A 22,876-nucleotide genomic window follows, 5' to 3' on the forward strand; every position below is an offset into this window, starting at 1 on the left:
TTTTTCCCAGCCCCGCATTACGCCGCCGCTGCGTCGGTGTCGACGCGCCGAAGGTTAACCAAATGCTTTAGTGACCTTAAGCATACCGGGATTGCTTGACGCTCTGCTCCTGCCGCAGGCTACTTCGCAGCACACTTTTTCGCCCCGTGCCGGCCGCCGAACCCGTTGGCCGCACGCAGACCCATTGACTCACGCTCCGGAGACGCTGCCCCATGTCTGCACCCATCACGCATTTCATCGATGGCCAGCGCGTCGCGCTGAATTCGACCCGCACCAGTCCGGTGTCCAATCCTTCCACTGGCGCCCAGTCCGGGGAGGTGCTGCTGGCCTCTCGCGATGACGTCGAGTACGCCATCAACGCCGCCAGCCGCGCCTTCGAGAGCTGGTCGACGCTCTCGCCGCTGAAGCGCTCGCGCATCCTGTTCAACTACAAGACGCTGCTGGAGCAGCACAGCGACGAGCTGGCGCGGCTGATCTCCCAGGAGCACGGCAAGGTGTTCTCGGACGCCAAGGGCGAGCTGACCCGCGGCCTGGAAGTGGTCGAGTTCGCCTGCGGCATGCCGCATCTGCAGAAGGGCGAGCACTCGCTCAACGTCGGCCCCGGCATCGACTCCTTCTCGCTGATGCAGCCGCTCGGGGTGTGCGCCGGTATCACCCCGTTCAACTTCCCGGCCATGGTGCCGCTGTGGATGTTCCCGATCGCCATCGCCGCCGGTAACACCTTCATACTCAAACCGTCGGAGAAGGACCCGTCCTCGACCCTGCGCATCGCCGAGCTGTTCAGCGAAGCGGGGCTGCCCGACGGCGTGCTCAACGTGGTCAACGGCGACAAGGAAGCGGTCGACACCCTGCTCACCGACACGCGCGTGCAGGCGATCAGCTTCGTCGGCTCGACCCCGATCGCCGAGTACGTCTACGCCACCGCCTCCGCCCACGGCAAGCGCGTGCAGGCCCTCGGCGGGGCCAAGAACCATATGGTGGTCATGCCCGATGCCGATCTCGACCAGGCCGCGGACGCGCTGATGGGCGCCGCCTACGGCAGTGCCGGCGAGCGCTGCATGGCGATCTCGGTGGCGATGCCGGTGGGCGAGGAGACCGCCGAGAAGCTGCGCGAGAAGCTGCTGTCACGCCTGGACGAGCTGCGCGTGGGCGCGAGTATCACCGACGGCCCGGACCACGACATGGGCCCGCTGGTCTCCCGCGCGCATCTGGAAAAGGTGAGCGGCTATATCGAGCAGGGCGTGCAAGAAGGCGCCGAGCTGGTGCGCGACGGCCGCCAGCTCCAGCACGACAGTGACGGTTTCTTCATCGGCGGCACCCTGTTCGACCACGTCAAACCGGGCATGCGTATCTACGACGAGGAGATCTTCGGCCCGGTACTGGCGATCGCCCGTGCCGAGAGCTTCGATGCCGCGGTCAAGATGGTCAACGACCACGAGTTCGGCAACGGCACCGCCATCTTCACCCGTGACGGCGACAGCGCACGGCAGTACTGCGAGCAGATCCAGGTCGGCATGGTCGGGGTCAACGTGCCGATCCCGGTGCCCATGGCGTTCCACAGCTTCGGCGGTTGGAAGCGTTCGCTGTTCGGCGCACTGCACGTGCACGGTGCCGACGGCGTGCGCTTCTACACGCGCATGAAGACGGTCACCGCGCGCTGGCCCTCCGGTCTGCGGGAAGCGACCAATCAGTACACCATGCCAACGCTCTAGGCCATGCCTGAAAAGTACTGCGCTCGCCCATACGGCGTTAAAAATTGGCTCAAGATGCTCATTTACACCCAGTAAACTCCGCGCTTTCGCCAATTTTTGCCTTGTCTGGGCTTCGCTCGTCGACTTTTCAGACAGGGCCTACGCAATGAGAAATAGACAGGGTCTGGCGCAGTTCCCCGGACACCATGTGACATGACAGGATCCCCCATGCACTCGATCGACAATCAGCAGGTGAAGGCGCTCGACCGCGCCCATGTGTTCCACTCCTGGTCCGCCCAGGGCGCGCTCGATCCGCTGGTGATCAAGAGCGGCGCAGGCTGCCGGCTGTGGGACTACGACGGCCGCGAGTACCTCGACTTCTCCAGCCAGCTGGTCAACACCAATATCGGCCACCAGCACCCGCGGGTGATCGCGGCGATCAAGGCCCAGGCCGACGAGCTGACCACCATTGCCCCCGCCCACGCCAACTGGATGCGCGGGCGCGCCGCGGAGAAGATCCTCGAACGCGCCCCGGCCGGCTTCGCCAAGGTGTTCTTCACCAACGCCGGCGCCGATGCCAATGAGAACGCCATCCGCATGGCGCGCGCGGTCACCGGCCGCGACAAGATCCTTTCGGCCTACCGCTCCTACCATGGCGGCACCGGCTCGGCGATCGCCGCCACCGGGGATTTCCGCCGCGTGCCCAACGAGTATGCGCGTGGCCACGTGCACTTCTTCAACCCCTGGCTCTATCGCAGCGAGTTCTGGGCCGGCAACGAGGAGGAGGAGTGCCAGCGCGCGCTGCACCACCTGCGCCGGGTGATCGAGTGCGAGGGGCCGGCGAGCATCGCCGGGCTGCTACTCGAGACCATCCCGGGCACCGCCGGCGTGCTGGTGCCGCCGCCGGGCTATCTGGCCGGCGTGCGCGCGCTGGCCGACGAGTTCGGCCTGGTGCTGATCTTCGACGAGGTGATGGCCGGCTTTGGCCGCACCGGCGCCTGGCTGGCGCTGGACCACTTCGGCGTGGTGCCGGACCTGATCACCTTCGCCAAGGGGGTCAACTCGGGCTACGTGCCCGCCGGCGGGGTGATCGTCAACCAGCGCATCGCCCACCACTTCGACGACGAGATGTTCTACGGCGGCCTGACCTACTCCGGCCACCCGCTGGCCATGGCGGCGATCTGCGCCACCCTGGAGACGATGCAGGAAGAGGGTATCGTCGACAACGCCCGCCAGATCGGCGAGACGGTGCTCACTCCCGGCCTCGCTCGCCTGGCCCAACGCCATGCGCATGTCGGCGAGGTGCGCGGCCTGGGCGTGTTCCACGCCATCGAGCTGGTCGAGGATCGCGACAGCCGCACGCCGCTGGCGGCGGCCAAGGTCGGCAAGCTCAAGCAGGCGATGATGGAGCGTGGCCTGCTGGCATTCGTGGTCGCCAACCGCATCCACGTGGTGCCGCCGTGCATCGTCACCGCCGGCGAGGCCGAACAGGGGCTGGCGATCATCGACGAGGCGCTGGGTACACTGGGCTGAGAGGAGGCCGGATCGAAAACCGGCCAACCCCGGCGGGCGTGACGTCTATATCGGGGTAACGTCTATAGCGACATAACGCCCAAGACGACGCGCCCGCCGCCACTCGCCCTATTCATTCGCAAGGAGTTCCCCATGCAGATCGCCGCTTGGCAGGCACTGAGCACGCACGGCGATATCGCCACCAATCTTGCGCGCCTGGACGAGAGCGCCCGTCGCGCCGCAGCGGAAGGCGCGGCGCTGTTGATCACCCCGGAGATGTTCCTGACCGGCTATGTCCTCGGCGACGACACCCGGGCGCTGGCGCAGGCGGCACCGCTGGAGCGCGCCCGCGAAATCGCCGCACGCCACGCCATCGGGCTGGTGGTGGGCGGGCCGGAGATCGAGGGCGGCGCCTGCTATAACGCCGCTCACCTGATCGCTGCCGACGGCCAGGTGCTCGCGCGCTACCACAAGGCGCACCTGTTCGGTGCTGTCGATCGCGATCAGTTCACCGCCGGCGACCGCCCCACCTGCGTGGCGGACTATCACGGCGTGCGCATCGCCCTGATGATCTGCTACGACGTGGAGTTCCCGGAGAGCGTACGCGCCGCCGCGCGCCAGGGCGCCGAGCTGATCTGCGTGCCCACCGCCCAGATGCAGCCGTTCGCCCACGTCAATCAGCGGCTCATCCCCACCCGGGCGTGGGAGAGCCAGGTCTATGTGGCCTATACCAACCAGCATGGCCAGGAGGCGACGTTCGACTACGTCGGCCACAGCCTGATCGTGGCACCGAACGGCGAGCCCCTCGCCGAGGCGCCCAGCGCCGGCGAGGCGCTGATCCACGCCGAGGTCGACCCCGCCGTCGTCGCCGCGGGCCGCGCCGCCAACCCCTATCTCGACGACCTGCGCCAGGAGCTATTCATCACCTAGACATCCTCATAGCGACACCACACTTCTAACTACCCGTGTTTCCAACTACTCGTATTTCCAACCCCGAATTTCCAACCAATAACAACGAGGAAATCGTCCCATGGACAACACCACCCCTGCGGATCCGACGCGCCTTCACGGCAGTCTGGGTACCGGCAGTATCGTCTTCATGGTCATCGCCGCCGCCGCGCCGCTCACCGTGATCGGCGGCAACGCCCCTATCGCGCTGGCCTCCGGCAACGGTGCCGGGGCGCCGGTGGGCTTTCTCATCGCCTCGCTGGTAATGCTGATCTTCTCGGTCGGTTTCGTGGCGATGACGCCCCACGTCAAGGAGGCCGGCGCCTTCTTCTCCTACGTTACCCTCGGGCTGGGTAAGCGCCTGGGCCTGGGCACCGCGTTCATGGCGCTGGTCGCCTACACCGCCATTCAGGCCGGCGTCTACGGCTACATGGGTTGGGCGGTCGGCGACTTCGTCCGCCACAGCGGCGGCCCCGCCATCCCCTGGTGGATCTACTCGCTGCTCACCGTCGCCATCGTTGCCTATCTCGGCTATCGCCATATCGAACTCAGCGCCAAGGTGCTGGGGGTGGCGCTGGTGCTGGAGATCGCGGTGGTGGTGATCATGAATCTGACCATCTTCGCCGACGGCGGCGCCCACGGCATCGAGTTCTCCTCCTTCACACCCAGTGCCGCGCTCACCAGCGGCCTCGGCGTGGCGGTGCTGTTCGCGCTCACCGGTTTCATCGGCTTCGAGGCCACTGCGGTGTTTCGTGACGAAGCCCGCCAGCCGGCGCGCACGATCCCCCGGGCGACCTATCTGGCGGTACTGATCATCGGCGTGTTCTACACCCTCTCGGTGTGGGCTCTGGTGGTCGCCAATGGCGCCGGTGAAGTCGCCGGCATCGCCCAGAAGACCCTGGATGGCGACGCCAACCTGCTGCTCGATACCGCCGAGCACTACACCGGCGGCGTGATGCGCGATCTGATGCAGGTGCTGCTGCTCACCAGCCTCTTCGCCTGCGTGCTGAGCTTTCACAACGTGCTTGCCCGCTATCAGTTCACCCTGGCGCGTCAGGGTACGCTGCCGCGGCGGCTGGCGCGCATTCACCCGCGCCATCGCGCGCCTTCCCACGCCTCGCTGGTGCAGACACTCACCGCACTGGTGCTGATGCTGCTGTGTCTGGCGCTGGGGCTGGACCCGCTGACGCAGGTCTTCGGCTACATGGCGGGCATTGCCACCGTGGGCATGATCGGTCTGATGCTGCTGACCACCCTGGCTTCGCTGGCGTTCTTCCGGCGTCATCCGGAACTCGCCGGGCAGCGCCGCTGGCAGACGCGGATCGCGCCGAGTCTCGCCGCCGTGCTGCTGCTCGCCAGCCTGGCCCTGGTGCTCTCCAACTTCACCCTGGTGACCGGTGGCAGTATCGGTATCAGCGCCCTGCTGGCACTGATTCCGCTGCTCGCTCTGCTGGCGGGGGTACTGTTCGGCCGTGCGCGTGCGATGGCCGGCGACGCGTCGCTCTCGCCGCCCGGCGCCGGGGCTTACTGACCGGCTGATCGTCTTCGGATCGCCTCGCTCAGAGGCGCGGACTCTCGCTCAGGTGGTCTCACCCACCCTGAGCGAGAGTGCGAGTTTTTCGCGCTGGCGATAGAGGATGGGCTCCTCCGCGCAGCGGTAGCGGATGATCTCTCCGGTCATGGCGCCCATGGCGTGCCGCGAGGTGTGGATCGTGGTCAGCCGCGGGCGTACGAAACGGCCCATGTCGAGCCCGTTGAAACCCGCCAGCGCGATCTCGCTGGGCACGCCGATACCCTGCTCCTGGCACCAGTAGAGCGCGCCCAGGGCGAGATCGTCATTGGCTAGGAAAACCGCATCGACATCGGGATGGCGCTCGCGCAGTGCCGCCATTCCCAGCGCACCGGTTTCCAGCGACGACGGCTCCTCACGAATCACCACGCGCGTCAGCGCTTGCCCGGCAGCGGCCAGTGCCGCCTCGAAGCCCTGGCGACGCTTGCGTGAGCGCATCGGGCGCTCGCCCCAGGCGCCGATGTAACCGATATTGGTGTAACCACGGGCGAGGAAGTGGCGCGCCATGATGGCACCGGCCTCCGCCTGGGAGATGCCTACGGCGACATCGATCGGCTCGCCGTCGGTATCCATCACTTCGATGATCGGCCCACGAAAATCGGCGAGCAGTTCCCGCGTTCGCGCCGAATGCTCGACCCCACTGAGCACTACCGCCGCAGGGTTCCAGGAGAGCATGTCGCTGAGGACCTGCGCCTCCTCGTTCGCGTCGTACTGGGTCATGCCCAGCACCACTCTGAGATCGCTCCCGCGCAGTCCCGCATGAATCCCGTCGACCAGTTCGGAAAAGACCTGGTGGCTGATCGACGGCACCAACACAGCCACCAGCTCACTGACCGCACCACGTAGCGACCCGGCCGCACGGTTGCGTCGGTAGCCCAGCGCCCTGGCAGCGTCGAGCACCTTGCGCCGTAGAGGCTCGGCCATGCTGGGCTCACCGCGCAGCGCCCGCGAGGCTGAAATCACGCTGACGCCGCTGGCAGCCGCTACGTCCTTGAGCGTCGGACGGCGCTTTTTGCTCTGCATAAGCCACTGTCTCCAAGGGTGATAACCCAAAGTCTAACTGAGGCGCCATTGACGATGTTAACGTATTGAGACAACGTTACCATCAAGTGAAACAATTACAACGGTGACTGCCATGCCCCGCTTCTCGCGCCTCACCCACTGCCTTGCTACCGTCTCCCTAGCCCTCGGTATTACCGCGCCGGCGCTGGCGGCGGACTTTCCCAGCAAGCCGGTCAATATCGTCGTGCCGTTCAATGCCGGCGGCAGCCACGATCTGCTGATGCGGGCCTTCGCACCGGCCTTTGCCAAGGCGCTGGACGGCAACGTCATCGTCTCCAACATGGCCGGCGGCTCGGGCACGGTCGCTGCCTCGACCCTCGCCCACGACACACCCGACGGTTACAAGCTCGGCTACTGGTCAGTCACGGTTTCGACCATTCAGCCGCAGATCAAGGATCTGCCCTACGGCGAGGATAGTTGGACACCGATCTGCTCGGTCGCCGCGTCGCCGACGCTGCTGTTCGTCAACGCCAAGAGCCCCTTCCACACCATCGACGACGCAGTGGCCGCGATCAAGGCGCAGCCAGGGCGCTATATCTACGGCTCCTCCGGCCCAGGCACCATTACCCAATTGGCCTCGGTCGCCGCGTTCTCCGGATTGGGCGTGCTCAAAGACGTCCGCCACCTGCCCTTCCAGGGCTCCGGCCCGGCGCTGCAGGGCATGGCCGCCGGCACCATCCAGTTCTACGGCGATACCGAGCTGCTGATGCAGGGCGGCGACTTCCGGCCGCTGCTGGCGTTCAGCGACACCCGGCTGGCGGATCTCCCCGACGTGCCCACCGCCCGGGAAGCCGGGATCGAGCCGCCGCTCGATCAGCTCTATCTGTGGGGCGGGCTATTCGCACCCGCCGGCCTGGCGGCAGACAAGCGCGACGTGCTCAGCAAGGCCTGCGGGGCAGCGGTGGCATCACCGGAGTTCCAGGCCTTCGCCGAGCGCACCCGCACGGTCCTGCACTATCGCGATGCCGCAGCGTTCGATGCTTTCTACCGTGCCCAGTACAGCGCCAACGCCAAGCTGATCGACGCCGCCGGGCTCTGACAGCGACACCCTGATCATTCCACGCGGAGGGGGCGCGCATGCTCAAGTCATTCAGCGAAAATCGGCTGATATCGGTGGTGCTCATGGTCTCGAGCGGCGGCCTGCTGGTATCCAGCCTCGCCAGCCCCAGCGCCCCCATCGATCTGGCATTCAATCCTCAGTTCTTCCCGCGCATCGTGCTGGGCGTGCTGTTCGCGCTCGCCCTGCTCGACCTCGGCATTAGCTTCGCCAAGCGCCAAGAGCGAACGGCCCTGGCCTGGCGCAGGACGCTACCGGTGGTGCTCGCGCTGCCGCTCTACGTGCTGCTGATCCCGGTCCTGGGCTACTTCATCAGCTCGACCCTCATGGGCATGCTGATACTCGCGGTGATGCGAGCCGGTCTCGTCGCGACGCTCGTCATGCCAACCGTTGCCGCCGGCGCGCTGGTGCTGCTGTTCAATCACCTGCTGAGCATGCCGCTGCCCACCTCGCCCTTCACCTGGTGGTTCTGAGCGATACCTCGCTGACACGCTCGCCGCGCGACGGCTCTCGCGGTTTCCTCTCCCTTTACGACACGGAAGACCTGTCATGCTCGAGCTGCTGCCCCAGGCCATCGGTCTGATCATGACCCCGGAGGGGTTGATCGCGCTGATCTTCGGTACTCTTCTGGGCATCGTGCTCGGTGCCCTGCCGGGCATCGGCTCCACGGTCGCGGTGGCCATGATCCTGCCGTTCACCCTGACCATGGGCCAGGCACCGGCCATTCTGCTGCTGCTGGCGATCTATGCCGGCTCGGTCTATGGCGGCTCGGTCTCGGCGATCCTGATCAACACCCCGGGCACGCCGCAGTCGGCCGCCACCTGTCTCGATGGCTATCCCATGGCGCAGCGCGGCGAGGCCGGCAAGGCGCTGGGCTGGGCCACCCAGGCGTCAGTCGTCGGCGGGCTGGTCTCGGCCGTGGTACTGATCCTGGCCGCACCGCAGCTGGCCGCATTCGCCCTCAATTTCGGACCGATAGAGACCTTCGCCCTGATCCTGCTGGGGCTGACCTGTATCGTCTCGGTGTCCGAGGGCTCGATGCGCAAGGGGCTGATCGCCGGGGCACTGGGGCTGTTCCTGGCGACCGTGGGTGGCGACCCGATCACCGGCGAGACCCGCTTCACCTTCGGGCAATTCCCCCTCATCGCCGGCTTCGATCTGCTGGCCGTGGTGATCGGCGTGTTCGCCGTCTCCGAAGTGCTGATCCGGCTCTCCGGAGGTGACGACGGCAGTGCCTCCGGCGTCCAGTTCAACGGCCTCGTCCTGCCGCGGCTGCGGGAGTGGAAAGGCCGACTCAGCGGCCTGAGCAAGTCGGTGCTGATCGGTAACGTCATCGGTATCTTGCCCGGCACGGGTGCGGCGACCTCAGCGTTCATCTCCTACGCCGAAGCCAAGCGCTCGTCACCGCGCCGCGCGCGCTTCGGCCAGGGCGAGCCGGATGGCGTCATCGCCTCGGAAGCCGCCAACAACGCTGTCACCGGAGGCGCGCTCGTACCCACCATGGCACTCGGCATTCCAGGTGACGCCGTGACCGCGGTGATGCTGGCAACGCTCACGCTGCACGGGGTCACCCCCGGCATACGGCTGATGGCGGACAATCCGCTGCTGATCGCGGCGATCTTCACCGGTTTCTTCATCATCAACCTGCTGCTGCTACCGCTGGGTGTGCTGTTCGGCAAGATGGCCTCGCCGCTGCTGCGCATTCCCGAGGCGTGGATGCTGGTGCTGATCCTGATGCTCAGCTCTCTAGGGGTCTACTTCGTCCGCGGCAACCCGTTCGATCTGATCGTGATGGCGGCGGCCGGTATCGGCGGTTTCGTGCTGCGGCGCCAGGGTTACCCGATGGCACCGCTGGTGATCGGCATGGTGCTGGGGCCAACCCTTGAGATGAGCCTGCGTCAGGGGCTGATCATCACCAACGGCAGCTTCGCTGCCCTGTTCGTCGGCCACCCCATCGCCATCGGACTGCTCTGTCTGACGCTGCTGGCACTGTCGCTACCGCTGATCCGAGCGATCCGCCAGCAACGGGGATAGTCCACGTCGCCTCGGGCCTCGCCGCCGCATCTCGCCCAGGTAGCAGGTAGCAGGTAGCAGGTAGCAGATAGCAGCTAGCGTGGCAGCAACCGCCAGGCGACTTCGACGAAGCGTGACACGCCCGCATCGCGGAAGCTGAGCGCGGCATCGAGCACGTCCTTGCGCGACAGCTCTGCGAGCTCGTGGGTGTCTGCATAGTGGCGGGCGACCTCCGCCGGCAGTACCGGAAACGGCGGGCCCTCTTTCTCTGCCGAGTCGTACTCGAAGGTGATCAGCAACTGCGGTGCGGCAGCGCTCAGCGCGAGCAGCTGGCTGGCGTAGGCGTCACGCATCGGCGGCGGCAGCGCCACCAGGGCGGCGCGATCGTAGACCAGGTCGACCGCGCCCAGCGCCGCCGGGGTCAGCGCGAAGATGTCGCCCTGGTAGACAGTCAGCGCGTCGTGCTGCCAGCGCTGGCCGCCCTCCCACTCGCTCACCGTCGGCTCGACCCCGAGCTCGGCGAACAGCTGCGCCACCGCCAGCTCGCTCAACTCGGCGCCGACCACCGCATACCCCTCGCTCAGCAGCCAGCCGATATCCAGGGTCTTGCCACACAGCGGCAGGAACACCCGCGCCCCCGGGCTAAGCGCATAGTGCACCAGATGCCGCTTGAGGATGGGGTGGACGAAGCTCAGATGAAAGCCGAGCTGTGACTGCTCCCAGCGCTGCTGCCAGAATCGATGTTCCATGTCGCGCTCCGCCTGGTTGAATAGGATCGAATCTATCAGCGGTCTCTTGAAGGATCGACACTCTCATCCCGCCGAGTCTTCCAGCGGTGGCAGCCGCCGCCGGCGCAGATTGAGTGTCACCAGCGAGACGCCGACGATCACCACCAGCGCGCCGATCACCTGATTGAGGGTGATCGGCGCGCCGAGCATCAGATAGCCGAGCCCCATGGTCACCACCGGCAGCAGGTTGAGCGAGGTCGCGGTGTGGCTGGGTCCGACTAGCAGCAGCGCGCGGTTGTAGCAGATCAGCGCGACCAGCGAGGGGCCGAGTCCCAGATAGAGAATGGCGGCGAGGGCATGACCGTCGAGCTGCCAGGCCTCGGCGAAGAAGGCGTTTTCCACCACCACCAGCGGCGTGAGGAACAGCACCGCAATGCCGGTCATCGGCACCAGCGAGGCGTAGAACGGCACCCGGCTCAGCCAATGGCGCGCCGCCACCGAATAGACCACCCAGGCCAGCACCGCCGCCGCTACCAGCGCATCACCGGTCTGCAACCGCGCCAGCGTGCGCACTATAGCCCCGTCCGAAACCACCCACGCCGCACCGGCGGCGGAGAGCAGAATCCCCAGCCAGCGTATGCGCCCCAGACGCTCGCGGAAGAACAGCGCCATCAGCATGGCGGTGGCCGCCGGAGTCAGGCTCTCCAGCACCGCCACCGTGGTCGCATCGCTGACCCGCAGCGCCGAGTAGAGCAGCGCGGAGAACAGCGCCATGCCGTTGATCGACATGATCGTCAGCGCCTTGATCTCGCGGCCCAGCACCTGACGCTGACGCCAGGCGGCAGCACCGAAGATCAGCGTCACCGCCAGGAACACCACCAGCATGCGCGACCACGCCAGGGTCAGCGGCGGCACGCTGGCGGTGGCGAACTTGCCGACCACCAGATTGCCGGAAAAGAGCAGCACGACGACCGCGAGATAGAACACGGCGATAAAAGGCACATGGCACCTGTCGATGACGATGAGAGTGAGGCGGCCAGCCGCCGATGCCGGAGCACGATAGCAACGCCGGTGCGCCGATGACATGCGCCTTCGGTACAAGGCGGCAGCACTCGCCCAAGGGGACGCCCATAACGCCGCGACAAGCCGGGTATGTCGGCTACACTTCAATCGACAGCGCTAAATCACGAGCTTTCTCGAAGGGCTCGGCTCGCAGCGCCTCGCTGGCCACCGCAAAAGGACCTTGCCATGACCACCACCGCCGAATCGACCCGCGTCCGCGTGGTCCGTCGCGGAATCAATCCGCTGCACGGGCTGCTGCTGGCGGGCACCTTCCCGCTCTATCTGACCGCCGCGCTGAGCGACTACGCCTATGCCACCAGCTATCACATTCAGTGGTCGACCTTTGCCTCCTGGGCGATCGCCGGCGGCTTGGTGTTCAACGGCCTCGCCTGGCTGTTCGCGCTGGGCGGCATCGTGATGGCCAGCGGCCAGCGCGGCCGCGCCGGGCTGGAGTGCCTGCTGCTGCTGGTCACCTTCGTGCTCGGCTTCATCAATGCGCTGGTCCACGCCCGCGATGCCTGGGCGATGATGCCCACCGGCTTCGTGCTCTCGATCGTGATTGCACTGCTCGCCCTGGTAGCGGCCCTGATCGGGCTTTCGCGCAACCGCGCTATCGCACAAGAGATGACGGGAGGCCGCGCCTGATGACCACTCGCCCGCGTCACACCGCCCCGCTCGCGTGTCTGCCTCGCCTGACCCTGCTGCCACTGCTGCTGGTCGCCTCTGGCGCCCTGGCCGCCGAGGCCCAGTATGGCGCCGACCCTCAGTTGCCCGAGCCGCAGCGCGGCCTGCTGCCCAATATGGGTGTGCCCGAGCAGACACCCTGGAACGAGCGCAAGCCCGAGGTACCCGAGGGCTACACCATCACCGCCATCGCCACCGATCTACAGGTGCCGCGTCAGACTCTGGTGCTGCCCAACGGCGATATCCTGGTCGCCGAGGGCAAGGGTGGCGGCAACGCGCCCAGGGTCCGGCCGAAGGACTTCATTGCCGGGCTGATCCAGTCCAAGGGCACCACTGCGGTCAAGGGCGGTGATCGTCTCACCCTGCTGCGCGATGCCGATGGCGATGGCACCTACGAGCAGCAGACGGTGTTCGCCGACGGGCTGAACGCCCCCTACGGCCTGGCACTGGTGGGCGGCGACCTCTATGTTGCCAATCAGGATGCGCTGGTGCGCTTCGACTATCAGCCGGGCCAGACCGCCGCCCGCGGCGCTCCCGAGACGCTGACCCCGCTGCCGGCACAGATCAACCACCACTGGACCAAGGCGCTGACCGCGAGCCCCGATGGTGACTACCTCTACGTGGGGATCGGCTCCAACAGCAATATCACCGAGCGCGGCATGGCCGCCGAGGTCGACCGCGCCGAGATCTGGCAGATCGATACCGAGACCGGTGCCCATCGCACCTACGCCAGCGGCCTGCGCAACCCCACCGCGCTGACCTTCCAGCCCGGCACCGATACGCTGTGGGCGGTGGTCAACGAGCGTGACGAGCTGGGCCCCAATCTGGTGCCGGACTATCTCACCAGCGTGCAGGAAGGCGGCTTCTACGGCTGGCCCTACAGCTACTGGGGCCAGCACGTCGACCCGCGGGTGCGTCCGCAGGACCCGGCCAAGGTCGAGTCCGCCATCGCTCCCGACTACAGCCTCGGCTCCCACCGCGCGCCGCTCGGCGTCGCCTTCTCCAACTCCGCAGTCGGCGGCGAGTTCAGCGACGGCGTTTTCGTCAGCGAGCACGGCAGCTGGAACCGCGCCGATCCGGTCGGCTACAAGGTGGTTTTCATTCCGTTCGAGAATGGTAAGCCTGCCGGTGATCCGGTCGACTTCGTCTCCGGCTTCCTGGCCAGCGACGACACCACCCGCGGCCGCCCGGTGGGGGTCAGCGTGGCACCCGACGGCGCGGTGATCATCGCCGACGACCTCACCAACGCGGTCTGGCGGGTGACCCGTGATGCCCCGATCGATGCGGACGGCGATACTGCCACCCGGGAGGGTATGGGTAACGATGAAGGCGCCGGCGCCACCGGCGATGCATCACCGCCACCGGCATCCGAGGCCGCACCCATCGACGGTGACAGCGACACCCGCAATACCTGACAGCGACAGACCGTACCAAACGCGTGCCCCGGTGGAGAGATCCACAGGGGCACTTGCGTGATGAGAGATAGCGCCACGCCTGCATGGCGCGGCAGGCTCCGCTCCCAGGCACTATCAGTCGAACATGTCGGGGCTGCGAGCCACCAGTTGCTCCCAGATCGGCTGGAAGTGCAGCCAGCCGATATAGTCACTGCCCACGTGCTCGCGGCTGTAGCGCGCGCGCTCAGGCGTCACCAGAATAGGTTTGATGTCAGTGGCTTCGATCATCAACTGCTGCTGGCAGCAACGCTCCAAGGCCAGAAACCAGAAAGCCGCCGACTCGATGCTATGGCGACTCGCCGTCAGCAGACCGTGGTTCTGGTGAATCGCCGCCTTGACGTTCTTGAAGGCTGCCGCCACGTTGGAGCCAGCGTGGTTTTCCACCGCCACAGCGCCAGCCTCGTCTCCGATCAAGACATGGTCTTCGAAGAACGCGCAGGCATCTTGGGTGATCGGTTCGAGCGGCCGGCCGAGCGCTGCGAAAGCGGTACCGTAGACGGTGTGCGCATGACACATGGCAACGATATCTGGATGCGCCTCATGGACATTGGCGTGCAGCACGAAGCCAGCACGGTTGACCGCATAGTCGCCCTCGACCACGCGACCTGCGTGATCCACCAGAATCAGATTCGACAGCTTGACCTGTGAGAAATGCACCGCCATAGGGTTGGTCCAGTAAAGCTCCGGGTGCTCGGGGTCCCTGACTGTCAGATGGCCGGCGAAGCCGTAGTCGAGCCCATGCAGATCGAAAGCCCGACAGGCGCCCACTAGGCGCTCTTTCAAGTATCGGCGCTCGTCTGCAACACTATCGAACCGAGGGATCTCGGGGAATATCAGCCCCTCCTGCTCCGGCTGATAAATAGATGTACGATTTTTCAACTCGATCATATCGATGACTCCTGCCCATGAAAAAGGTCGACTCACCCGCAACGAGTGGGTAGGACCAAAGTAATCCGGCAGTGCCCATAGAAAAATAGGCTTTGCGCGATAACACTCATCACGCCAGCCTATCGTCATGCATTTATTTGCAAACCAGACAAAAAATCTGCTATGCGGCGCATACCGCATAGCAGACTATTTTTTTGCCCTTAACCGAAAACCGATAGCAGTCCCGGAAAGAAGATAAACAACACCAACAATGTCGTGTAAAGAAGCAGGTAGGGAACGATACTTCGGCAAACCTCTTCGAAGCGTCTATCGGTCAAATTGGTGGCGATGAACAAGTTGAGACCAACGGGCGGTGTTATCTGACCCACAGCGATAGCAATAACGATAAAAACACCGAAGAATATCGGATCGATACCCAACGCCTGAACTACCGGCATCAGTGTCGGAGTAATCAAAATGACCGCCGCCACGTTGTCTAAGAAGGTACCTAGCACCAGCAACATAGCCAAAATCATCAGCAGAATGATCACCGGACTCTCGGAAACCCCGATGAGATAGGCAGCCAATCGCATGGGCACGTTCTCGGCGGTGAGGATATAGGTAAAGACATTGGAGGCTCCAATCAGGAAGAGAATCGCCACTGTGACCTCGACGGTCTTCTTGCTCACCTGGAAGACGCTTTTCAAGGTCAGGTTGCGATACCAGAAAAAGCCGGTCAGCAAGCCATAGGCACACGCCACGGCAGCGGACTCTGTAGGCGTGAAGGCGCCGGAGTAGATGCCACCCAAGATGATCAATGGCATGGCCAGAGCGACCAGACTGTCACGCGCGATGGCGATGGCATCCTTGCGTGGCACCGGCGCACCGCCCTGATAGCCCTTGCGATAGGCGGTGTAATAGTTGACGCCCATGAGTCCCGCCGAGATGATGATCGCCGGTAGAATACCGCTCAGGAACAGATCACCGATCGAGACGCTGGCGACGACGCCATACAGCACCATGGTGATACTGGGTGGTACCACCAATCCAAGAATTCCCGATGAGGCGACCACAGCCGCGGAATCCGCCTGATCGTAACCCCGCTTGGACATCTCCGGGATCATCACTGAGCCGATTGCCGCCGTGGTGGCGTTGGCCGACCCCGAGATAGCTCCGAAAATTGCCGACGACCCGGTAGCAACCAGCGATAGCCCACCTCGATAGCGGCCCAGGAAAATCGACGCCAGCGCCACAAGCCGCGCGGAAATCTTCACCTCCGACATGAGATAGCCCGCGAACAGAAACAGTGGTATCGCCATCAGGGCAAAGACATCCAGCCCCGAATACATCCGCTGCACCACCAGCAGCATCGGCGTGTCGGTGAAAAGTATCAGCGACAGCGCGGACGCCGCCGCCAGTGAGAAGGCGATCGGCACGCCGAGAAAGATCAGAACGAAGAAGAGCGCAAATAGTGTTATGACCATGGGGTTACCCCTGCGTCCGCTGAGCGCCACGCTGCGCCAGCAGACCCACTATATAGAGGATCATCAGCGCGCCGCTGATGGGAAAGGCAAGCACAAGCGCACCGCGAGACAGCTGTAGCGCCGGGGTCTTCATCATCATCGTGCGCTGTGCCAGGTCGTAACCCTCCTTGATGAAGAGCACGGCGATGAACAGCAGCACAGCGTAATAAACGATTGAAGAAAGCCGCTTGAGCGATCTTGGAAAGCGTTCGTGGAAATAGTCGATGGCCATGTGCGAGCGATTACCGATAGCCACGGCGCTGCCGATCATGACGATATAGAGCAGTAGTGTACGTGCGGCCTCTTCCGACCCCACCAGCGGGCTGTTGAGCACGTAGCGGTAGAATACCTGAAGGCAGACCAGCAGCGTCATAAGCAGAAACAGTATGGCCATGGCGCCATTGATCCAGCTCGTTACTACCGACATGAATCTGGAGATCATGTTGCATCCATCCCAATCGGGGGGAGGCCGAAGCCTCCCGCGGTTCGTTCAGGGCGTGCTCTGGATACGGTCGATAAGGTCATCGCCGAAGACCTGACGGTACTTGTCGATGACCGGACGCGTCGCTTCGACAAACGGCCCCTTGTCGACATCGTCGATCTCCATCCCCATTGCCGCAATTTCGCGCCACTGCTCATCCTCCTGAGCTAGCACCAATTGGGTGTGCTTGGCAGCCATTTCACGGCCAGTATCCAGCAGTATCTGCTGATACTCGGCCGGCATACTCTCGAACAGAGTTCGATTGATCAGCACCGGTGAAGAGAGATAGATATGTCCGGTTCGCGAGACGTAGTCCTGAACCTCGTAGAACTTCTGGGTCAGGATGTGCGCCGGAGGATTCTCCTGACCATCCACAACGCCCAATTGCAGTGCCGAATAGAGCTCGCTGAAGGGAATCGGTGTAGGATTGGCTCCCAGGGCCTTGAAGGTCTCGACGAATACGGGCCCCTCTGGAACGCGGATCTTCATTCCCTTCAGATCATCAGGTCGGGTAATCGGTTGCTTGTCGTTGGTGACATGGCGAAAGCCATTCTCCCACCAGCCAATGACAACGGCGCCTTGTGCCTTCACTCTCTCTGCAAGTTCTTCGCCGATCTTGCCATCAAGTACATGACGGACATGTTCGCTGTCACGAAAGAGAAACGGCAGGTTGATGACACCGACCTCCGGAACCATATTCGACAGTACGGCATCGGAAGTCAGCACCATATCGTTGGTGCCAATCATCGTGCCTTCGACGAGTTCCGTTTGCTTTCCCAGCGAGTCAGAGGGATAGGTAGTGATCTTGACATGGCCATTGGTACGTTCACTGACCAGATCCGCATATTGCGTCGAAATCGTCTCGAAGTGATGATTGGGGGCACCGGTGTGGCCCAGCTTGAGGTTGTAGTCCTGAGCGTGAGCGGTACCGAGGGTAAGTGCAAATGTGAGCCCCAGAAGCCCACCCATACAGGAGATTTTTTTGTACATGCTGTGCATCCTTCTATTCTAGTTATATCGGATTTTTCGCTAGCGTGGTTACATCATGGAGATAACGGAGCGCGCAAATTCAGAATCATCGACTAATCACGAAGCGATTAAAAAATCATTCCATCGAGAAAATTCGTAATAAACGCCATTCTCATCGTTCCTCCAGTCTGTCTTTACACAATGTATCGAAAGACGTCTGGCAGAACCAATGCCTGAACGGGATAAGTTTTATCACCACTCACGATAAATCCCGTGCCTCCCAAGGGGGAACACGGAAGGTCTCGACCAAATAGTCGACGAATCCTCTTATGCGCGGCAGCAGCTCACGTTCCGGTAGAAAGACAGCATGAAAAGCAGTTTCGTCCCTGGCCTGATAGGCGCTCAGCAGTGGCACGAGAATGCCCTTGTCGATGGCCGGCAACGCCAGGTGATTGCCCAGACGCATGATCCCCACCCCGGCGACGCAGAGCTCGAACAGCGTCTGACCGCTGGTACTGCGAAAGTTGCCCCGTACCGGAAGGTGGATACGCTGACCGGCGACGGTGAATGGCCAACGATTGAGGTGCGATTGGGAGCCTTCCCACATCAGACAGTTGTGATCATCGAGAGCCTCCGGCGTGCGTGGCTCACCGCGGCTCGCAAGATAAGCGGGTGCAGCGACGACGATACGCTGCAGATCGCACAGCTTGCGGCTCTTCAGGGACGAGTCCGTCAACTTGCCCATGCGAATCGCCACATCGACATTGTCCTCGATCAAATTGGCCAGCGAGTCGGTCAGCGCCAGGTGCAAATTGAGCCGAGGATTCTCGGCCAGATAATGCGGTAACCGCGGTACGATCTGGTCCAGCCCGAACGCCAGTGGCGCGCTAACACGCAGATCGCCACTCGTATCCTCCTTGGCCGATGTGATCGCAGCCTCAGCATTCTCGATGTCATCGAGAATACGTGTGCACGCGGCCAGAAACTGTTCGCCCTCCTCTGTCAGCCGCTGCCCACGGGTGGAACGATGCAGCAGATGTACTCCCAGTCTGCGCTCCATATTGGTGATCGTCTGGCTAATGAAGGGCTGGCTCGAGCCCAGAGCATGCGCCGCAGCGGTAAAGCCGCCCGTTTCCACCACGAGCTTGAAGACTCGCATCTCTATCAGTTTGTTATCTCGCATAGCGTATCAACCCGGCTGCGCCAAAAGCGCCTGTGTCGAATCAGGATGAGCGGCCTCCCCAAGCCTGCAAAGGCCACCTCGGTCTACTAGACGCTAACCCGGTTATGCGCTAGATGCGCGCCTGGCGCGAGGCATCCCACGTATAGGCACTACCCAACTTGGCAGCCGGCAGCCCGAAGCCGACCTCGCCAACGTCCATCAAGAGCGAGTCTATCGCTACGATACGATTACAAATTCCTAATTAAAGTTTACCTTTAGTAACGCCGATAGTCCCCTCGGCAGCCAGCGAGAGCTGGAACAGAGACACCGTCGGGGTAGCTACGCAGGGACGAAAGATCCTGCGGTATCGACCAGCAAGACGGCTCGCGCCACACCGTCGCACACATGGCCGATCACCCAGAGATCCTCGAGATGAAAACTTTCAAGACCGTCAAGCGCTTCAATACCGCCAAGCGCTTCAAGACCGTTACCGGCCTCGCGAGCCTTGCGCTCGTCGCCTCACTGCTCAGCGGCTGCGCGGGCACCCGTGGCCCGGGCCTGGGCACCACGCTGGACGCCACCACCACCGCCTACGCGCTGGATCACGGCTATGACGAGGCCAACCCGCTGCTGTCGCCGATCGGTGACCCGTATCTCACCGCCCTGGCCTCCATCGGCCTCAAGCAGGGAGTGAAGTACGCGCTGCACGAATATGGCGGCGTCAATGAAGCCTGCGCCCACTACGGCGTCGAGACCGCCGGCATGACCGCGGGAGGCTGGAACCTGGCCATCGTCGCCGGTGCCGCCAGCGGTCCCGGCCTGATCATCGGCGCCCTGTTCGGCGTCGGCTACTGGCTGTGGGTGGATGGCGAGGAAGCCTGCCGGTAATACCCGCCCAGGCTCAGGGCCAAACAACGGCACGGCGAGTCCGGGCGTCTCATGGCGCCGGCTCGCCAGCCTCGCCCGAGGTGTGCCCTCGGGCGATATCGCGATGGCTGAGCACCACCACGTCCCGGGGCCACCACTCGGGATGCTCGTCGCGAATGAACGCCAGCAGCTTCTCGCGGATGCTGACCTCGGCGGTCCATCCGGATAGCGGATCGACCGTCATCAGATAGCAGGTCACGGTCTGTGCCGGGCCGGTCTGATCGGTCACGCAGCACAGCAGCTTGTGATGCTCGATCACGTTCTCCTCGGCCTTGGCGAAGGCGAGGAATTTCTCGCGCAGGATCGCGATGTCGGCGCTCAGATGCAGCGTCAGCGCAATGCTGCGGTACTCCTTGGCACTCTTGGAGGAGAGGTTCTCGAACGCCTTCGAGGCGAAGTAGGTGACCGGCACGATCAGGCGTCGCTCGTTCCATAGCCGCAGCCGGATATGCGTGTAGAAGATCCCTTCGACATAGGCCCACTGCCCTTCGAACATCACCAGATCGCCGACCCGGATCGGCTTGGCCAGCGAGAGCTGAAACGATGACAGGATGTTGCCGAGCACCGCCTGCCCCGCCACGCCCACCAGCACCGCCAGTACGCTGGCCGAGGCCAGAAGCGAAAGCCCCAGGGTTTCGAACAGCTGAACCTGCCCCAGAACATAGATCGATACCACCGTCACCAGAATGAGGATGATGATGCGCCGTACCGCGTAGAGCGTGGTCAGCAGCTTGCGTTCGTCCCTGGGTTTGGAATCATCGATCTGTCCCGCGAGACGCCGCGTCATCTTCAGCATCATGGTATCGACCAGGCGCAGCCCGACAGCCCCGATCCCCCAGGCCAGGATGGCGATCAGCACCACACGCAGGGTGGTCGTCGCCACCGCCGAGAAGGAGACGACGTAATCGAGCAGCGCCTGGGTCAGCAAGGACATCACGATCAGCGCTACCGGGCCGCGAATCTGCTTGGCGAAGATGCTCGGCGCCCCGGAGGGCAACCAGCGCGTCAGCACCTCGATCAGGCGATAGACACCCAGGCCGACCAGCGCGACCGCCAGCAGCACCAGCGGAATCGCGATCCACTCCCAGATCCGCAGCGGCCCGAACGAGGTCTTGAAGCGCTCGGGAATGTGGCGCTCGAACGCCGTCGGGCCATATTCGCGATAGAGCGCGGGAATCGCCGCCACGCTCTCCGGCGTTATCAGCCACACCGGATCCGCGTTGCCGACGCGATAACGTCCCAGCCGGATGTCATAGGCGTCGCCATCGGCCTCGAGCGAGGCCAGTTCGATATCGCGACGCGATTCGCCAACGTGGGGGCTCTTGCCCGAGGGGTCCTCAATGGCGGCATCCTGACGCCCGGAGAGACCGGAAAGACGGATCGACTTGCCGCGCTGGAAGATGGCGGCGAGCTCTCGCGCCCGCGCCGCACCCTGCTTGCGCTGTTCCGCCGGGGAGAGATCGGCGAGGTTGAGGATATGCGCCGCCGCCGCGAAATCATCCTGGTCGGTCAAATCGCGGAAGGTACGCAGCGCCTCCCGCGGGGTTCTCAGCTTGACGGCGTCCGGCACCGGCCCCAGGCCGCTATTCAGCGAATCGGTCGCGTACCACTCCTGGGCACCGCCGGCGTCCGGCGTTTGTGCCAGGCACAGGCTGGAGACCAGCCATATCGCTGCCGCCAGCCACCAGCGCGGCCATGAGCTCGTTCGTGTCATCCCTGAGTCTCGCTTGCGTGAATCGTGCGCCGAATCATCCGGCCTTCCCTGGGGCGCGTCCATCACGTGGGTCAATCCCGCCGGCGGGGCCGTGTCATCCGTGTCTGCCGTGCATACCTACCGTGACAGCCGTGACAACCCGAGACGGCGTCAAGGAATCAGAATTTGGCGGCTTCCGGCGGCGCCACCGCCGGGCGGTGCTCGCTCTCCAGCGACTTCACCATCGATTCCAGATGGCTTGCGTTGATATCGGCAGGCGATTGGGCACCGATCAGCGTCATGGTCACGCGCAGATCGGCCGCGATCAGCTCCAGCAGATGCGAGACGCCGCGCTCGCCGGCCGCCGCCAGCGCATACGCATAAGCCCGGCCGAGCAGCACACCCTTCGCCCCCAGCGCCAGCATCCTGACCACATCCAGCCCGGAGCGCACGCCGGAGTCCGCCAGCACGGTGAGCTCGTCGCCCACGGCCTCGGCGATATGCGGCAACGCCCGCGCGGTGGGGATGGCGCCATCGAGCTGCCGGCCGCCATGGTTGGAGACGATGATGCCATCGGCGCCCATACGCACCGCATCACGGGCGTCCTCCTTGTCCAGCAGCCCCTTGATGATCAGGTTGCCCTTCCAGCTCTCGCGGATCCACTCCAGCTCGCTCCAACTGATGGAGGGATCGAAGTTCTTGGCCAGAAACCCCATGTAATCGTCCATGCTCATCTGGCGACCGGTGTACGCCTCGATATTGCCGAACGATAGCGGCTTGCCCTTGAGCGCGACGTCGAACGCCCACCAGGGGTGGGTCAGCGCCTGAGTCACCTGGCGCAGCTTGGCATGCGGGCCGGACATGCCGGAGTGGCGGTCGCGGTAACGCGAACCCGGCAGAGGCATGTCGACAGTGAAGACCAGGGTCTTCATGCCCGCCGCCCAGGCGCGCTCCAGCGCGTTCTGCATGAAGCCGCGATCCTTGAGCACATAGAGCTGCGACCACAGCTCACCGCGGGCCCCCGCCGCCACCTCCTCGATGGAGCAGACCGACACCGTCGACAGCGTATAGGGGATACCGGCCTTCTCGGCGGCTCGGGCGGCCTGCACCTCACCACGCCGCGCGTACATGCCGGTCGCCCCGACCGGCGCTAGCGCCACCGGCAGCTTCCAGCGGCTGCCGAGCACCTCGGTCTCGAGCCGGGGATCACCGCCACCCTGGAGCACCCGCTGGCGCAGCGGAATGGCCTGCAGCGCCTCGACGTTGCCGCGCAACGTGCTTTCGGTCACCGCCCCGCCATCGAGATAATCGAACAGAAAGCGAGGAATACGCCGCTTGGCAGCTCGGCGGTAATCGGTAGGGCCTGAGATGATCATGAGTTCGCCTTGAAGCTCGGTTAGCAAGCGGTGGAAAAGGAACTGGCCGCAGACAGCCAGGGAAGATAGAAGCAGCGGCTAGCGTACCAACTCCCCT

The 22,876-nt window shown here is 64.1% G+C and carries 20 protein-coding genes; 10 read left to right on the top strand and 10 right to left on the bottom strand.

Going from position 1 to position 22,876, the window contains the following annotated elements:
- The first annotated feature begins 212 nt into the window (after window positions 1–212).
- The 4 genes from J0A90_RS06510 (at window position 213) to J0A90_RS06525 (ending at window position 5,682) form a co-directional block, all read left to right on the top strand.
- Window positions 213–1,712: a CoA-acylating methylmalonate-semialdehyde dehydrogenase gene (locus J0A90_RS06510; protein WP_207032655.1), complete on the top strand. Its 1,500-nt coding sequence runs from the start codon at window positions 213–215 to the stop codon at window positions 1,710–1,712.
- Window positions 1,713–1,904: 192 nt separating this feature from the next.
- The gene (locus tag J0A90_RS06515) at window positions 1,905–3,224 is read left to right on the top strand and encodes an aspartate aminotransferase family protein (protein ID WP_233076558.1); all 1,320 of its coding nucleotides are present in this window, start codon (window positions 1,905–1,907) and stop codon (window positions 3,222–3,224) included.
- Window positions 3,225–3,356: 132 nt separating this feature from the next.
- Window positions 3,357–4,133 carry a carbon-nitrogen hydrolase family protein gene (locus J0A90_RS06520; protein WP_207032659.1) on the top strand — a complete coding sequence of 259 codons (777 nt, stop codon included), beginning with the start codon at window positions 3,357–3,359 and terminating at the stop codon, window positions 4,131–4,133.
- A gap of 100 nt (window positions 4,134–4,233) precedes the next feature.
- Complete coding sequence (locus tag J0A90_RS06525; protein WP_233076560.1) at window positions 4,234–5,682, top strand: APC family permease; 1,449 nt, start codon at window positions 4,234–4,236, stop codon at window positions 5,680–5,682.
- 48 nt (window positions 5,683–5,730) lie between these two features.
- Here the strand turns inward: J0A90_RS06525 and J0A90_RS06530 are convergent, their stop codons facing one another.
- Entirely contained in the window at window positions 5,731–6,744 is a 1,014-nt protein-coding gene (locus J0A90_RS06530) for a LacI family DNA-binding transcriptional regulator (protein ID WP_207032665.1), read from the bottom strand.
- Between the two features lie 112 nt (window positions 6,745–6,856).
- Between J0A90_RS06530 and J0A90_RS06535 the strand changes: the two genes are divergently transcribed.
- From J0A90_RS06535 to J0A90_RS06545, 3 genes are all read left to right on the top strand, one after another.
- Window positions 6,857–7,822: a tripartite tricarboxylate transporter substrate binding protein gene (locus J0A90_RS06535; protein ID WP_207032667.1), complete on the top strand. Its 966-nt coding sequence runs from the start codon at window positions 6,857–6,859 to the stop codon at window positions 7,820–7,822.
- Between the two features lie 38 nt (window positions 7,823–7,860).
- Window positions 7,861–8,313 carry a tripartite tricarboxylate transporter TctB family protein gene (locus tag J0A90_RS06540; RefSeq protein ID WP_207032677.1) on the top strand — a complete coding sequence of 151 codons (453 nt, stop codon included), beginning with the start codon at window positions 7,861–7,863 and terminating at the stop codon, window positions 8,311–8,313.
- A 76-nt stretch (window positions 8,314–8,389) separates the two neighbouring features.
- Complete coding sequence (locus tag J0A90_RS06545) at window positions 8,390–9,874, top strand: tripartite tricarboxylate transporter permease (protein WP_207032688.1); 1,485 nt, start codon at window positions 8,390–8,392, stop codon at window positions 9,872–9,874.
- Window positions 9,875–9,948: 74 nt separating this feature from the next.
- Here J0A90_RS06545 and tmpT read toward each other — a convergent pair whose 3' ends face one another.
- Complete coding sequence (tmpT, locus tag J0A90_RS06550; protein WP_207032699.1) at window positions 9,949–10,602, bottom strand: thiopurine S-methyltransferase; 654 nt, start codon at window positions 10,600–10,602, stop codon at window positions 9,949–9,951.
- Between the two features lie 63 nt (window positions 10,603–10,665).
- Entirely contained in the window at window positions 10,666–11,583 is a 918-nt protein-coding gene (locus J0A90_RS06555) for a DMT family transporter (protein ID WP_207032701.1), read from the bottom strand.
- A 246-nt stretch (window positions 11,584–11,829) separates the two neighbouring features.
- Between J0A90_RS06555 and J0A90_RS06560 the strand changes: the two genes are divergently transcribed.
- Window positions 11,830–12,288: a hypothetical protein gene (locus J0A90_RS06560; RefSeq protein ID WP_207032703.1), complete on the top strand. Its 459-nt coding sequence runs from the start codon at window positions 11,830–11,832 to the stop codon at window positions 12,286–12,288.
- Window positions 12,288–13,742, top strand: a complete 1,455-nt coding sequence (locus J0A90_RS06565) for a sorbosone dehydrogenase family protein (protein WP_207032720.1) — start codon at window positions 12,288–12,290, stop codon at window positions 13,740–13,742. Before J0A90_RS06560 ends, J0A90_RS06565 begins: the two co-directional genes overlap by 1 nt.
- 114 nt (window positions 13,743–13,856) lie before the next feature.
- On the opposite strand, the gene J0A90_RS06570 is transcribed toward J0A90_RS06565, so the two are convergent.
- The 5 genes from J0A90_RS06570 to J0A90_RS06590 all read right to left on the bottom strand — a co-directional run bounded on the left by J0A90_RS06570 (window position 13,857) and on the right by J0A90_RS06590 (window position 18,804).
- Window positions 13,857–14,669 carry a class II aldolase/adducin family protein gene (locus J0A90_RS06570; protein WP_207032722.1) on the bottom strand — a complete coding sequence of 271 codons (813 nt, stop codon included), beginning with the start codon at window positions 14,667–14,669 and terminating at the stop codon, window positions 13,857–13,859.
- Window positions 14,670–14,869: 200 nt separating this feature from the next.
- Window positions 14,870–16,132 carry a TRAP transporter large permease gene (locus tag J0A90_RS06575; RefSeq protein WP_207032724.1) on the bottom strand — a complete coding sequence of 421 codons (1,263 nt, stop codon included), beginning with the start codon at window positions 16,130–16,132 and terminating at the stop codon, window positions 14,870–14,872.
- A 4-nt stretch (window positions 16,133–16,136) separates the two neighbouring features.
- Window positions 16,137–16,613, bottom strand: a complete 477-nt coding sequence (locus J0A90_RS06580; protein ID WP_164999588.1) for a TRAP transporter small permease — start codon at window positions 16,611–16,613, stop codon at window positions 16,137–16,139.
- Window positions 16,614–16,661: 48 nt separating this feature from the next.
- On the bottom strand, window positions 16,662–17,642 hold the full coding sequence (locus J0A90_RS06585) for a TRAP transporter substrate-binding protein (RefSeq protein ID WP_207032734.1): 981 nt from the start codon (window positions 17,640–17,642) through the stop codon (window positions 16,662–16,664).
- A gap of 238 nt (window positions 17,643–17,880) precedes the next feature.
- Entirely contained in the window at window positions 17,881–18,804 is a 924-nt protein-coding gene (locus tag J0A90_RS06590) for a LysR family transcriptional regulator (protein WP_207032744.1), read from the bottom strand.
- A gap of 411 nt (window positions 18,805–19,215) precedes the next feature.
- Here J0A90_RS06590 and J0A90_RS06595 point away from each other — a divergent pair, with 411 nt between their 5' ends.
- Window positions 19,216–19,671 (top strand): hypothetical protein, encoded by a 456-nt coding sequence (locus tag J0A90_RS06595; RefSeq protein WP_207032746.1) that lies wholly within the window; start codon window positions 19,216–19,218, stop codon window positions 19,669–19,671.
- Between the two features lie 49 nt (window positions 19,672–19,720).
- On the opposite strand, the gene J0A90_RS06600 is transcribed toward J0A90_RS06595, so the two are convergent.
- Together J0A90_RS06600 and lldD are read right to left on the bottom strand one after the other, a co-directional pair.
- Window positions 19,721–21,424 carry a mechanosensitive ion channel family protein gene (locus tag J0A90_RS06600; RefSeq protein WP_207032756.1) on the bottom strand — a complete coding sequence of 568 codons (1,704 nt, stop codon included), beginning with the start codon at window positions 21,422–21,424 and terminating at the stop codon, window positions 19,721–19,723.
- Window positions 21,425–21,582: 158 nt separating this feature from the next.
- The gene (lldD, locus tag J0A90_RS06605; RefSeq protein ID WP_207032775.1) at window positions 21,583–22,779 is read right to left on the bottom strand and encodes an FMN-dependent L-lactate dehydrogenase LldD; all 1,197 of its coding nucleotides are present in this window, start codon (window positions 22,777–22,779) and stop codon (window positions 21,583–21,585) included.
- Window positions 22,780–22,876 lie beyond the last annotated feature (97 nt).

Origin of the sequence: Salinicola sp. DM10 (assembly GCF_017306975.2) — a bacterium.
Lineage (GTDB): Bacteria > Pseudomonadota > Gammaproteobacteria > Pseudomonadales > Halomonadaceae > Salinicola.